General features: G+C 41.5%; 12 protein-coding genes and 1 other RNA gene. 7 read left to right on the top strand and 6 right to left on the bottom strand.

The genetic code is table 11. The features are described 5' to 3' along the window. Positions 1-2: 2 nt before the first annotated feature. From IR083_RS15195 to queF, 3 genes are all read left to right on the top strand, one after another. Positions 3-1,295: a BNR repeat-containing protein gene (locus IR083_RS15195; RefSeq protein WP_194224962.1), complete on the top strand. Its 1,293-nt coding sequence runs from the start codon at positions 3-5 to the stop codon at positions 1,293-1,295. A gap of 275 nt (positions 1,296-1,570) precedes the next feature. Continuing rightward, positions 1,571-2,236 carry a 7-cyano-7-deazaguanine synthase QueC gene (gene queC / locus IR083_RS15190; protein ID WP_194224961.1) on the top strand — a complete coding sequence of 222 codons (666 nt, stop codon included), beginning with the start codon at positions 1,571-1,573 and terminating at the stop codon, positions 2,234-2,236. Next, positions 2,227-2,694 carry a preQ(1) synthase gene (queF, locus tag IR083_RS15185; protein ID WP_006799893.1) on the top strand — a complete coding sequence of 156 codons (468 nt, stop codon included), beginning with the start codon at positions 2,227-2,229 and terminating at the stop codon, positions 2,692-2,694. Before queC ends, queF begins: the two co-directional genes overlap by 10 nt. A 68-nt stretch (positions 2,695-2,762) precedes the next feature. On the opposite strand, the gene IR083_RS15180 is transcribed toward queF, so the two are convergent. The 3 genes from IR083_RS15180 to IR083_RS15170 form a co-directional block, all read right to left on the bottom strand. Next, a complete protein-coding gene (locus IR083_RS15180) occupies positions 2,763-4,136 on the bottom strand; it encodes an MATE family efflux transporter (protein WP_194224960.1) in 1,374 nt (457 codons plus the stop codon). A gap of 26 nt (positions 4,137-4,162) precedes the next feature. Next, a complete protein-coding gene (locus tag IR083_RS15175; RefSeq protein ID WP_194224959.1) occupies positions 4,163-5,482 on the bottom strand; it encodes a YihY/virulence factor BrkB family protein in 1,320 nt (439 codons plus the stop codon). 606 nt (positions 5,483-6,088) lie between these two features. Continuing rightward, positions 6,089-6,793 (bottom strand): helix-turn-helix domain-containing protein, encoded by a 705-nt coding sequence (locus IR083_RS15170; RefSeq protein ID WP_194224958.1) that lies wholly within the window; start codon positions 6,791-6,793, stop codon positions 6,089-6,091. A gap of 127 nt (positions 6,794-6,920) precedes the next feature. Here IR083_RS15170 and IR083_RS15165 point away from each other — a divergent pair, with 127 nt between their 5' ends. Both IR083_RS15165 and IR083_RS15160 read left to right on the top strand, forming a co-directional pair. Next, positions 6,921-7,463 (top strand): hypothetical protein, encoded by a 543-nt coding sequence (locus tag IR083_RS15165; RefSeq protein WP_194224957.1) that lies wholly within the window; start codon positions 6,921-6,923, stop codon positions 7,461-7,463. A 55-nt stretch (positions 7,464-7,518) separates the two neighbouring features. Beyond that, complete coding sequence (locus tag IR083_RS15160) at positions 7,519-8,115, top strand: energy transducer TonB (RefSeq protein ID WP_194224956.1); 597 nt, start codon at positions 7,519-7,521, stop codon at positions 8,113-8,115. On the opposite strand, the gene rnpB is transcribed toward IR083_RS15160, so the two are convergent. Next, an RNA gene (rnpB, locus tag IR083_RS15155) (RNase P RNA component class A) lies at positions 8,116-8,475 on the bottom strand. Between the two features lie 427 nt (positions 8,476-8,902). Here rnpB and IR083_RS15150 point away from each other — a divergent pair. Together IR083_RS15150 and IR083_RS15145 are read left to right on the top strand one after the other, a co-directional pair. Next, on the top strand, positions 8,903-9,583 hold the full coding sequence (locus IR083_RS15150; RefSeq protein WP_194224955.1) for a response regulator transcription factor: 681 nt from the start codon (positions 8,903-8,905) through the stop codon (positions 9,581-9,583). Continuing rightward, on the top strand, positions 9,580-10,857 hold the full coding sequence (locus IR083_RS15145) for a sensor histidine kinase (RefSeq protein WP_194224954.1): 1,278 nt from the start codon (positions 9,580-9,582) through the stop codon (positions 10,855-10,857). The genes IR083_RS15150 and IR083_RS15145 overlap by 4 nt, the downstream gene beginning before the upstream one ends. Before the next feature lie 588 nt (positions 10,858-11,445). Here the strand turns inward: IR083_RS15145 and IR083_RS15140 are convergent. Next, positions 11,446-12,282, bottom strand: coding sequence for a hypothetical protein (locus tag IR083_RS15140; protein ID WP_194224953.1), 837 nt, complete (start codon positions 12,280-12,282; stop codon positions 11,446-11,448). A 12-nt stretch (positions 12,283-12,294) separates the two neighbouring features. Then, complete coding sequence (locus IR083_RS15135; RefSeq protein WP_006799904.1) at positions 12,295-12,777, bottom strand: hypothetical protein; 483 nt, start codon at positions 12,775-12,777, stop codon at positions 12,295-12,297. Positions 12,778-12,783: the final 6 nt, after the last annotated feature.

Genomic DNA, 12,783 nt, shown 5'->3' with positions numbered 1-12,783 from the left:
TCATGAAAATAAAGAAGTACCTATTATTAAGTATTATATTATTCTCCTTATCAGCTCATGCTCAGAAGCTGATCCCTGTAGCGCCGGGCTGGTCAAACAATTCTGTGAATGTGACTGTATTTCGCAAAAATTCGCTCGTTACCCATAACAATGTCCAGTTTATAGCCTATTACGATCCCGACGGTTTCCTTACATTAGGTAAACGCAATATTGGAGAGGATAGCTGGACTATAAGCAAGACCCAATATAAAGGTAATGTATCCGATGCTCACAATTCTATCAGTATTATGACCGACGGAGGTGGTTATCTGCATGTTTCATGGGATCATCACGGACATCCGTTGCGTTATGCAAAAGGGATAGCGCCTTATTCCCTCGAGCTGGGTGAAAAGCAGCCTATGACCGGAAGCCTGGAAACGAATGTCACCTATCCCGAGTTTCTGAAAATGCCCGATGGAGACTTGATATTCATGTATCGTGACGGGCAGTCGGGTAGAGGGAACCTCGTTATGAACAGGTATGACCGGAAATCAAAGACTTGGGGTCAAATACAGAAAAACTTTATTGATGGTGAAAACCAGCGCAATGCCTATTGGCAATCATGCATAGACGATAAAGGGACTATTCACCTGTCGTGGGTATGGCGTGAAACTGCCGATGTTGCCACCAATCACGACTTGTGTTATGCGAGGTCTTCCGATGGCGGTGTGTCATGGGAAAACTCGAAAGGCGAAAAGTACAGTTTGCCGATTACCGCGGCAAAATCGGAAATAGCCTGTCCTATACCCCAAAATAGCGAGCTGATCAATCAGACGTCGATGGTTACCGATGCTAAAGGGAATCCCTATATAGCGACTTACTGGAGAGAACAGGATTCGGATATCCCACAATACCATATCGTTTACTATACAGGTAAGAAATGGAATGACTTAAATCTGGGTTTTCGCAAAACGCCATTCTCCCTGAAAGGAACGGGGACGAAGCGTATCCCGATATCCCGCCCGCAAGTAGTAGCAAAGGTGAAGGGCAAATCGACAGAATTATACCTACTGTTCCGGGATGAAGAAAGGGGAGAGAAAGCCTCGGTTGCCATTTGTAAAGACATAAAGAAAAACAAATGGGAGATCAGTGACTTGACCGATGTTTCCCTCGGTTCATGGGAACCGTCCTTCGATACCGAGCTATGGCGGGAAAAAGGCCTCTTACATGTATTCATCCAGAAAGTAGAGCAGGTAGACGGAGAAGGTAAAGCTGATGTAGAACCTCAGATGGTAAATGTGCTGGAAGTTGAATAAGCACATAAGCTATTAATGAATATAAAAGAGTTGCAGTTACCTATTGTAGCTCTTTTTTGTATGTTCATTTGTTTGTTTCAGATTGCCATTATTTTGTTCTTGTACCGTAGGCTTACAGAATCCAATACCCGACCGGAGATAAACCTTTGCTACCAACGAATCATTCTTTCTTTATTTTTTGAATTAATTCCTATTAAAAATTACTACTTTTGTACCTGAAAGGCTTTCGCCTGTCCGTGTAGCTTAGGAACAACCACGTAAAAAACAAAGAATTAATGAATAAAAAAGAACCAGCATTGGTCTTGTTCTCAGGTGGACAGGACTCTACAACATGCCTTTACTGGGCTATTGAAAACTTTTCTTCCGTTCGCACTCTATGCTTTACTTACGGTCAACGCCACTCTAAAGAGGTAGAGGTGGCACAGTCAATTGCCGGACATGCAGGTGTACCCTTCCAGTTGTTGGATGCATCTATTATAAGCCAGTTGTCTGTAAACTCTTTGACAAGTGATATTGTAATGGATCAGGAAAAACCAGCCGATTCGTACCCGAATACATTTGTTCCGGGGCGGAACCTGTTGTTTCTGACTTTCGCGGCTGTCATAGCCCGTTCGCATGATATCCGTCACATTGTGACAGGAGTATCCGAAGCCGATTACAGTGGTTATCCCGATTGCAGGGATACGTTTATACTATCGGCGAATGCTTCGATCAATTTGGCGATGGACGAGCATTTCCAGATTCATACACCGTTGATGTGGCGCGACAAGACTGCTGTATGGCAGTTAGCCGACCAATTGGGCGTTTTCGACGTCGTGCGCACTCAAACCCTGACCTGTTACAATGGCATTATAGCTGATGGTTGTGGACATTGTCCCGCCTGTAAGCTGCGTAAACAAGGTTTGGAGAATTATTTAAAAATAAAAGGACAATGGGAATAGAAGGATTGAGCCATCTTGGCGCTAAAACAGAGTATAAAGATGATTATGCTCCCGAAGTATTGGAAGCATTCGAAAACAAGCATCAGGGTAACGATTACTGGGTAACATTCAATTGTCCCGAATTTACAAGTTTATGCCCGATTACCGGACAACCCGATTTTGCTACTATCCACATCAATTATATCCCTGATGTAAAGATGGTGGAAAGTAAAAGTCTTAAATTATATATGTTTAGCTTTCGCAATCATGGGGCTTTTCACGAAGATTGTGTAAACATCATAATGAAGGACCTTGTAAATCTGATGAACCCGAAATACATTGAAGTGGTAGGTATCTTTACCCCACGTGGAGGAATCAGTATCTATCCTTTTTGCAATTACGGACGTCCCGGTACTAAATATGAAATGGCTGCCAAAGAACGCTTGTTGAAACATAACCCTCAACAAATATATAGATAAGGTGCAAGTGTAAAACAAAGAATGAAGAATCGGAAGCTGTCTGACTGTTAACTGATTACTGTTGACTGCTAACTGACCTTAGGCTTCTTTTTCTTTATCCTTCTGTAAACAATTGCAAACCATGTCGGCAATATAACCCCTTTACAGATAGTTGAAATCGCAATTGCCCACCAGACACCTGTTATACCCATTTGCGCCGCCAGATAGTAAGCAAGCGGGATGCGTAGCGCATTGAATGTAATGCTGATAATGGCGGGCTCTATGGTGCGCCCTATTCCGTTGAACATTCCCTGTGTGGTAAGCTCAAACATCATAAATATCTGAACCAGCCCCATTACGAACAGATATTGTGCCCCTGCTTCCATTGCATTTTCTTCGGGTACGATGATACCGAATATCTGTGCCCCAAACAGCATAAAGCAGATGCTGACGACAATACCCAACGTAAGCATTACCCGTATAGTATAGTAATAGGCTTTCTTTCCTCTTTCCAGTTTATTGGCAGCATAGTTTTGAGCTACAAATGCACTGAGGGCCGTGGAAAATCCCTGCGATGTGTTCCAGGTCACAGCTTCTATCTGCCCGCCTGTGGTCTGAGTCATCAGCCCCAGGTGCCCGCCATGAATAGATGCTACCCTCGCCAGATTCATATTGATGATGGCATAGAGCGAATTCATTACGGACACGGGAGTTCCGAGGAAGAATATACGTTTCAGGTAAATAGCTTTGGGCCTGATAAAGAATGAGAAGTTTCCCAATATCCGGTTCCCGAATTTTATCTGATAGAAGAACAACGAGAATACGAACAATTGTGCGGCAACTGTCCCTATTGCTGCTCCATGTAGGCCTAATCCCATCACAAACATCAATATAGGGTCGAGGATCATGTTCAGTACAAGCCCTGCGGCATTATTGCGGAAAGGTACGATGCTGCGTCCGGCTCCGTTGTATATACCCGTGAAATTGTAGGACAGGAACTGAAACGGCAGGCTGACGGTGAGTATGCGGAGATAAAGTACGGCATCTTCCGTAATGTCGGCTTCCAGCTTGAAAAACGATAGTATCTGATTGGCAAATATAAAGAGAATGGCGATCCATATCACACCCAGTATTATCGAGGTAGTGGTGGAATGGGAAGCATAGATGGCAGCACGTTTCATCTTCTTCGCACCTATGGATTGGCCGACAGCCACTTCCGAACCTATCATGGCCAGATAAGCGACCGATGCAGTCAGCCACAAGAGCATGCCGATGGCGCCTATCGCAGCTTCCGACTTAGTTGCGATTTCGGGATGCGATACAGTCCCCAGTCGTCCCACCCACGACATAGCCATGAGTGTATATGCCATTTGCAGGAAACTTGTACCCATCAGAGGGAGTGCAAGACGTATCAGGGTAGAAAATATTTTCCCTTCCGTTAGATTTTGTATGCCTGATTTCATTTAGTTGCTGTGTTCTGATACATTATTTACAAATCTTTCAACAATTTATCACTGCAACTATTGCTTTCTGCTTCCCGCATGGAGAGGATAGTCTCCCATTCGCTGCGGAATAATATATCGGTATCGATAACGAAGTCTTCCGAGCCATGCAGGTCTATTTTTTCGAAGAGGTAGCACACTGTTATATGATTGATGTCCATAGCGGGGATATAAGCGGGGACAAGAGTGTCTGCCGACGGGGTTTCTACGATAAGGCCTATTTCCTGCAGATAGAAAAGGCTATCGTTGGTCAGCTTGGTCGGTATTTTATAATATTCCGACAGTTCGTCCGCGGTGTAAGGCGTATGGCCTTTTTCGAAACGTTTAACTATAAGTGTCATTATCAGTAGCAGGACAAAATCTTTGTACCTGCGGCTTATACTGGATGTTTCGTGTTCGAAACTGAATTTATTCACATTCTGATAGGCAAAGGATAGCTGTACTCCGAACAAGACGAAGAACCATGTCAGCTGTAACCACAACAACAGTAATGGTAATGCGGCAAAACTACCGTAAATGGCATTATACTTCGATATCCATATCTGCCCGCTGATATACAACATCTGGAATACCTGAAAGGCAATACCTGTGAAAATACCGCCGAACAAAGCGCTGGTAAACTTCACTTTCGTATTAGGTATATAAATATATAATATCGTAAATAACAGGATTGTAATCAGGAACGGAATCACCTTCATCATCGGACTTATTACCAGCCCCAGCAGATATTGTTGTTCGGCCGTGGAATTCAGCAAAATCGTGATACCTGCATTACAGATCAGGAATACAGGTGTGATAATTATCAGGGCAAGGTAGTCGGTAAACATACGGAAATATGACCGTCCTGTTTTTACCTGCCACATCTTGTTGAAGTTGTCCTCGATGTTAGACAACAGGTTGATAACCGTATATAGCAATAATATTACACCAATGCCCAGAAATACGCCACCCTGAGCATATTCGATAGACTTATCGATAAAGGCGGTAGCTTTATTCAATAATTCTTCCTGTCCGGCAAAGTAGCTGAATAGCTGGCTCTTCACTATATTCTGAAACCCGAACCCGCGGGCTATGGCAAACAATACGGCCAGCAATGGCACTATGGACAATAGGGTGCTGTAAGTAAGAGCCGATGCACGCGTGAAGAGTTGCGCCCCGTCGATATTACGGATAGCCAGAATAAAGGATTTGATTATATTATAAAATCCTATTTTCCGCGACGACCTGTCTTTCTTATTGATTCGCCAGATGTCGTAGGAAAGGAAACGGATTATCCTTTTTACAAAATTCGTTATTTTTTCAATCATATAATATCCAAAATATTGACAAAGATAGTTTGTTCTTTTAATAGGGAACGTATTAATGCCGTATATTGTTGCGAAAAAGTAACAAAGGTGACACTTGTTTCAGTGAACAGTTAACAGTCATCAGTAAACAATGTTGCGCTTGGTTATACTGAAGTGAATTTCATAGCTCATTGCCTTATTTATATTTATTAACTGTATTTCGTTAAAACCTGACACATCTGACAGTTTTCCACTACTTTCATCTTGCGTATTTTACATTCGTTAACTATGAGTAGTTAAAAGGTAACACATTTTTAGCTATTAGCTGATAGCTGTTAGCCGATAGCTTATATACAAAACCTGACAAACCTGACGACTTTTCACACAATTTTTATTATCACTTTTTCTTCTAAAAACTCCGTAACTTCATCTTAATCAGGGATGAGAGATAACGCTCGCAAAGATGCAAAGACGCAAAAAGGTAACACTTGTAACACTCTGTACAATTAGTAGTAAAGAACAACCAACTTTGTCATGCTGAGTGAAGCGAAGCATCCGTAAATAAAAAGACTCCGTGCTACTCCGTTTACTCTGTGGTTAAAAATAAAAGGTAACAAAGGTTACACATTAATAGCCTCGCAAAAGATTCCGGTAGCGCAGAGGCCTTTCTTTCAGGGTGGCAGATGATTGTGCGACAGGCATCTGTTTCATAACTTGCTCTTGCTCATTTTCTACTTTTAATTCTTCACTTTTCACTTTTACATACGCTTCGCTCCTGTGACCATTGGTTCGTTCCTCTTCCATTTTTCTGTCTACGGCCGCCACTACCTCCGGATCGAGCGAACCGCCCGGACGGAAGCCATTCTCCTGTAAGATCATCAGTTGCCGTTTGGTTTCCTCGTCCTGTACTTCGATAACCAGCGGACGGCGTGCCGAGGCCTGTAGTTGGTCTTTATCTTTCTTCCTTTCTTCGCGGTCGAGTACATACTTTATAGCGCGGATGCTTGGCGGACAGAATTTCTTTTCCACCACACGGCATTTCTCCACATCTTCCACCGGATTGTTCTTATCGGGGACATAGGTGATCTTTTCTTTCTTCTGCACATAGCCTTCCAGCAATTGCTTCAAACCTATGCGAGCCGAGGCTATCATCACCTCTTCACGATGCTCTACGGCTTCTTCTACTGCTTCGCCAAACTCGGGTTTTGCCTTTTTCCATTCATAAAATGTCTTACGGCTGATCTTAAATGATTTGCATATTTCGGAAATGCTACACAAGTCCTGTTCTATCATTTCCACGATGCGTACGGCTAATTTGTTCGTGTATTTCATACTGTAATTTTGTTTTTGTGATGGATTATTAAAATTTATATATTGTTATTTATTCATTGTAAATTATTAATTAACTTGCGGTGGCTTTCTTGTATAGATAAATAAAAACTAATATCATCACAATCCCGTGAAAGAATTTAAGTTTTGGGCAATACCATATTCGATAAAGCAGATTCTTCTTATGGCCGCTCCTATCTGGATACTCTATATTCCTGCTTTTTTCTATTTCAGGATAGAACATATCCATTATTTTATCTTTGCCACATGGGCATTATCTATATGCTTTGTTTTCATATTTGTGAGGCGGGTGAAAATAACCTTTAGTCCGGCTAATGAAATAAATATCTTTTTTAACGGTAATCTCAAGTATTCCGGGAGTTCTGTCAATCTGGAATATGTGCGGGGAGCAAATATCGTAAACGGGCGGTCTAATACTGTACTACACTTTTCATTCAATGATAGAAAGTTTATATTTAATATCTTAGAAAATACAAACTCATTTGCTTCCGGCACTACCAAACAGGTTGAGCTATTGAGATATATGGTAACAGTATTCAATCTGAGAACAGAATATTATAAGGATAGCATGCAGGGCAGGATATTTACATACTGGAATCCGGTATATAAAGAATCCCTCCGACCGAAAGAGTATAATAAAAGTGAGCGCTGACACTATATATAATTAAACTTTAACACTATGGTTTATCAAAAACAGACAGACAATTATGACAAAAACGGCAGTAGCGGTAAAAAAATCAAACAATAACTCTTTTGTAATAAAAGCTCTGACCGTACTTTTTATTGCTGTTGCAGCTTTCGCTGTATATTATTTCTATAATGATAAACCCGAAAAATCTACGGAGACCAGGCAGAAGAGAAAAAGCGAAGTTATCCGGGAAAGTAAGGCTGTAGCCTCTGAAGCGGAAGCAGTTGAACAAATAGCAGAGAGTACACCTACAGAGGAGTTTACCCCACCTGTAATTGAAGAAGATACAGATTCTTCAAAACCGTTTATTACAGTAGAGCAGATGCCCCGGTTTCCGGGAGGCGAAGCTGCCATGCATAATTTTATAAATGAGAATCTGAAAATTCCGGCTTCGGTATATGAGCCGGGTATACAGGGACGTGTTACGATTCGTTTTGTGGTATCAAAAACCGGAGAGGTGACTGATGTGACAGTGATAAGAGGTGTGGAACCTGCATATGATAAAGAAGTTGCCCGCGTGATAAGATCCATGCCTAAATGGATTCCGGGTAAGCAAAACGGTGTGACTGTACCTGTATATTTTACATTACCGATTCTCATCCATTTCAAACAATAAAAATACAGCAGGCCTGTAAGCCGGGTTCTGTTCCTTGCCAGGCAAGGTGTTTGCCATTTATCTACGCCAGCCGTCACCGGCAGGCTCTAGCGACCTACCCCCCGGCATCGGGCGAGCAGCCCTACATGCGCCGGTATACATGGTCTTACAACTCGCAAGTGGTACGGCCCCGATACATTGCTGCACGGGCGGTGGGCTCTTACCCCGCCTTTTCACCCTTACCCCCGAAGGGGCGGTTATTCTCTGTTACCTTCAACTCTGCCCTCACAAGCAGCTTCCCATTAAGAAGTACGATGCTCTGTGTTGCCCGGACTTTCCTCTTTCCGCCTTACGGCAGCCAGCGGCAAACCGGCCTACTGTACAGGGTGCAAAGATAGGCGTTTTATTTGTGATGTCGTGTATTTAGGCGACTACTTAAATACTGAAAAATATTTTATGCTACAGAATCTCTACAGATTCATTATATATGTTTGTTAAAGAAGCCGGAAGCAAATAGTATTGATTCTATAAAGATAAGGTTTGGAGGGAATGGTTATCATTCATACTACAGAAGTTTGGTTTTTGACCATAAGGGAAGTCTGATAAAAGGATGATACAACTATTTTTTTCCATGGGAATGCCTGTACATTATTTGTACAGGCATTCTGTTTAGAGATAGACTTAAAATATAATTTAGTAGATTTGTAATTCTAAGAACCTGTTTCTTATTGAAGGACGTGAAACGGTAGTAATTAGCTATTGATAGTATATCTTTAAATTTTTCTGCTACTTAAATATTGATAACCAAATGAATCTGTTAATAATAGAAGATGAAATAGATCTGCTGGAGTCGATTACCGAATTTCTTGTTTCGGAATCTTTTTCGGTCGAATCTGTAACTGCCTACTCTATGGCTGAGGAGAAAGTAACGTTATATGATTATGACTGTGTGGTAGTAGATATAAACCTCCCCGGAGGAAGCGGACTGGATATTATACGGAAACTGAAAAGTAAGAATAAAGATGCGGGGGTGATTATCATTTCGGCAAAAAACTCTCTGGACGATAAACTTATAGGACTGGATATCGGGGCCGATGATTATTTGACAAAGCCTTTCCATCTGTCGGAACTGAATGCTCGTATCAAATCCATTATTCGCCGCAGAGGTTTTAAAGGGAGTAATGAAAAGAAATTCAATGAACTGACTGTTCAGTTCGACAACCGCCGGCTCTTTGTGAATGAGAAGGAAGTCGTGCTTACCCGAAAAGAATACGATTTGCTTCTTTACTTTATAATGAATGAGGATAAGGTATTGAGTAAAGAAGATATAGCCGAACACTTGTGGGGTGATGATATGAGCCTGACAGCCGATTCGTTCGATTTCATATACAATCATATCAAAAATCTGAGAAAGAAACTGATCGACAACGGGTGTGAAGATTATATAAAGACGGTTTACGGTATCGGATATAAATTCTCGGAAGAATGACTCTGATAAAATTGATCCGGAAATATCTTTTTATCTCTATACTTGTAGTACTGGTTATAGGAGCGGTGTCTCATTTCTTTATCTTCCGTTTTTTTATTCATTACTCCAGCGATCAGATGCTGAATGATCAAAAAAAAAGGATAGAGCAGTTTGTCGCCCGGAACGATACATTGCCTCTGGCGGCGACACTCGTTCTTAAACCCGCCAGAATAGAAGAGAAACGGATTGCAGACCCGGACATATTCCCCAAAGAAGTTTTCAAAGATACAATTATGTACAGCGAGGAGACGGGCACATTCACGCCCTACCGCCAGCTCTACTTCACAGTATCGTACAAGGATGAACACCACCTGATCAATATCAACCAGCCTACAATGATATCGAACGATTTGTTCTATGCGATCGTATCATCACTTCTGATATTGTTTATCCTGCTTATATCATTTACATATGTGGTAGAACATCTGCTGAAAAGAAATATATGGAAACCGCTTGATGACAATCTCCGGAAACTGCACGAATACGACCTGAAGGCAAATACTGTTCTCGAACTAAAGAATCCGGGCATCAAGGAGTTTGACGAGATCAATGATGTTATTATGCGGATGGTGGATAAAATCAATGAAGATTACGAAAACTCCCGCATCTTTACCGAAGATGCTTCGCATGAAATGCAAACGCCGCTGTCTATCATAAAATCGAAGCTGGATCTATTGATGCAGAACACAGGTTTGATGGAGAATGAAGAACAGGCCAAGTCCGTAAGGGCTATATCGAGGGCTGTATCCCGGTTGTCGAAATTAAATAAATCGCTCCTGCTGATTACCAAAATAAATAATAATCAGTATGAGGAAAAGAAAGAAGTGGATATGAAGAAACTCCTTTCTCTCTACCTCTCCGATTTGGAAGAGTTGTTTGAAGCAAAGAGTCTTATTCTCACCACCAAGATAGAACCGTGTGCACTTTTTATAAATCCCACATTGGCGGAAATATTATTATCCAACCTGCTAAGCAATGCTGTAAGGCATAATATCGCAGATGGGCGGATAGATATACATCTCGATCAAACGCAACTGGTCATAAGTAATAGTTGCGCAGAAGGGGACATATCAGCTAATCTGTTCAACAGGATGGCTTTTCACCACAAGGCTGAAGATTCATCGGGGCTTGGACTTAATATCGTGAAATCTATCTGTGATAAGAATAACTTCGAAGCCCGATATGATTATACTGAGAAAAATACTTTTCGTATAGAAATTACTTTTGGTGTTTAATGAATATACTACATTGTTAGTATTAAGCAGTTAATAAAGATTAGTGATGTATTTATAAGTTCTATTATTTTCTGCTTCACTTCGTTGCGCTTAAATGTTCATTTTGGCATTGCCCAAAACGAACCAAAAGGCTAGCGCTTCGTTCCTCGGCGACCCAAAACCGTTTCGTCGGCTGAATCAAACACACGGGCTATCGCCCCGTTTGATTCTACGCCGTCTGCAACGGATTGGGTACCCCGCCTGCGTCGCTAATGCGCAAGGGCTGACGCACGTGGGGCTAAAGCATGAGAAGCCTCTGTTCTGTCGCCGCATCGCGGTAACGGCCTCGTCCCGCAGGCGGGGTACCCAATCCGTAAAGCGGAGGTGTAGGGCAAAATATGGTAGCTGCTATACACGGTTGATAATCCAACTGAAGATGAATCCGTATTATTTTGCGCCACCGAAGCTGCGGTTTTGGGTCGCCGAGGGTCGCCGCCTTGATTTTTTGTTTCGTTTTGCATCAAGGCAAAATGAAAAACAAGCTGACAGGCGCGTTAGAAAAATCCAACATTAAACTTAAATAATAAGCTTTTTACAAAATCTAATTATCTAAATACCAATCATAATACCTATAGTATATGTTTTCAGATCAGGTCCTTTATCTTTGCCAAACATCGAGAACGGGGCATAATAAGCATAGACGCCTACATTATTTATCCCCATCTGAAGTCTGAATCTCATATCTATAGGGCGGATATTCAGGTCCTGTCCCATACTTACCTTATGTGTACCTTCGTCATCTTTGAATTTCACCTGCGATTTGGAATAGTATTTTAAGAAGCCTACTACGCCTCCCGATATATGAAAATTGGAAGTCTGATATTCCAGTAAGAGAGGGATGGTAACATAATAAGCAATTAATTGAGTTGCTTTATAATTAATTCCTTCCGGTGCAGGCTCAAAAACTGTGATCCCATCTTTCTTTGTGAGTGCGGAATTATCATCGAAATGATACCGTGACCATTCGCTTCCGATACCGCTAACCAATAACCAATTGGAGTTTTTTATCTGTTTGTGAAAATCGATTATGTTGACTGTGAAATTATGCGATGTACTCATTTTTAATTTTCCGTTAGGAATATCGTCGTAATTCATGAAACCCATCCCTATGCCAGTCCAGTGCGGACTGAGGTGTTTCTTCTTTTTCCACGAAAAGATGAAATTGTAAGACGATCCGTCATACATCACCGAACTTTCGGGTTCGACGACTGTCGGTATTATCTTTTCTGTTTCGGTGCGGGTTGTGGTTACTAGTCCGGTAACGGTATCTGTAACGGTCTCGGTTACCACCGTTCTGATGATTGTATCTTGCGGTTGCTTTATATCGTCGGCAAAGACAGATATTGTGAATAAGGAAAATGCAAGTATAATTATTAGTTGTCTCATAATATATTGGTTTTATTGTAACTTAATACGTTTGTTATTGACATAGATAAAGAGGTCTTTCAACTTTTTCAGTTCGGCATCCAGATGTCCCGACGGGAAATTACCTTTCAGATAAACAAGGGTGATTTTCCTGCCTTTATTCTTATACAGGATAAATTCACTATTATTCGTTTTATCCTTTCCCAGATAATAAGAACCCGATTCTATTAGGCCGTCTTTCTTCACTTCCGAAATTGTTAACTTTCCGCGTGTGTCGGACTTCAGTGCTTCTGCTATATCCATCCTGTTTTGGGTATTTTCGTCCAGAATGAGACTTTTGTAAGAAGTGATGTTACTTCCCTGTGAAAGAACATCGGACGACAATTGCAGTAATACCGAACCTTCGCGTTTGCCATATTTGTCGAATATGTCTTTAATTTTCAGTCCGTCCTGAGCCAAAGCTGTGATTGTGGCTGTCAGTAGCATGAGGGTTAATATAAATAGTCTATGTTTCATAATCTG

The organism is Dysgonomonas sp. GY75 (genome assembly GCF_015234155.1).
Classification (GTDB): domain Bacteria; phylum Bacteroidota; class Bacteroidia; order Bacteroidales; family Dysgonomonadaceae; genus Dysgonomonas; species Dysgonomonas gadei.
The sequence above is the reverse complement of the archived record's forward strand: the minus strand, read 5'-3'. Positions and strand labels throughout refer to the sequence as shown.

What these genes read in the sequence shown, in the direction of transcription:
- IR083_RS15195 (WP_194224962.1), top strand. Translation starts at nt 3, where the DNA reads ATGAAAATAAAGAAGTACCTATTATTAAGTATTATATTATTCTCCTTA.
- queC (WP_194224961.1), top strand. Translation starts at nt 1,571, where the DNA reads ATGAATAAAAAAGAACCAGCATTGGTCTTGTTCTCAGGTGGACAGGAC.
- queF (WP_006799893.1), top strand. Translation starts at nt 2,227, where the DNA reads ATGGGAATAGAAGGATTGAGCCATCTTGGCGCTAAAACAGAGTATAAA.
- IR083_RS15180 (WP_194224960.1), bottom strand. Translation starts at nt 4,136, where the DNA reads ATGAAATCAGGCATACAAAATCTAACGGAAGGGAAAATATTTTCTACC.
- IR083_RS15175 (WP_194224959.1), bottom strand. Translation starts at nt 5,482, where the DNA reads ATGATTGAAAAAATAACGAATTTTGTAAAAAGGATAATCCGTTTCCTT.
- IR083_RS15170 (WP_194224958.1), bottom strand. Translation starts at nt 6,793, where the DNA reads ATGAAATACACGAACAAATTAGCCGTACGCATCGTGGAAATGATAGAA.
- IR083_RS15160 (WP_194224956.1), top strand. Translation starts at nt 7,519, where the DNA reads ATGACAAAAACGGCAGTAGCGGTAAAAAAATCAAACAATAACTCTTTT.
- IR083_RS15150 (WP_194224955.1), top strand. Translation starts at nt 8,903, where the DNA reads ATGAATCTGTTAATAATAGAAGATGAAATAGATCTGCTGGAGTCGATT.
- IR083_RS15145 (WP_194224954.1), top strand. Translation starts at nt 9,580, where the DNA reads ATGACTCTGATAAAATTGATCCGGAAATATCTTTTTATCTCTATACTT.
- IR083_RS15140 (WP_194224953.1), bottom strand. Translation starts at nt 12,282, where the DNA reads ATGAGACAACTAATAATTATACTTGCATTTTCCTTATTCACAATATCT.
- IR083_RS15135 (WP_006799904.1), bottom strand. Translation starts at nt 12,777, where the DNA reads ATGAAACATAGACTATTTATATTAACCCTCATGCTACTGACAGCCACA.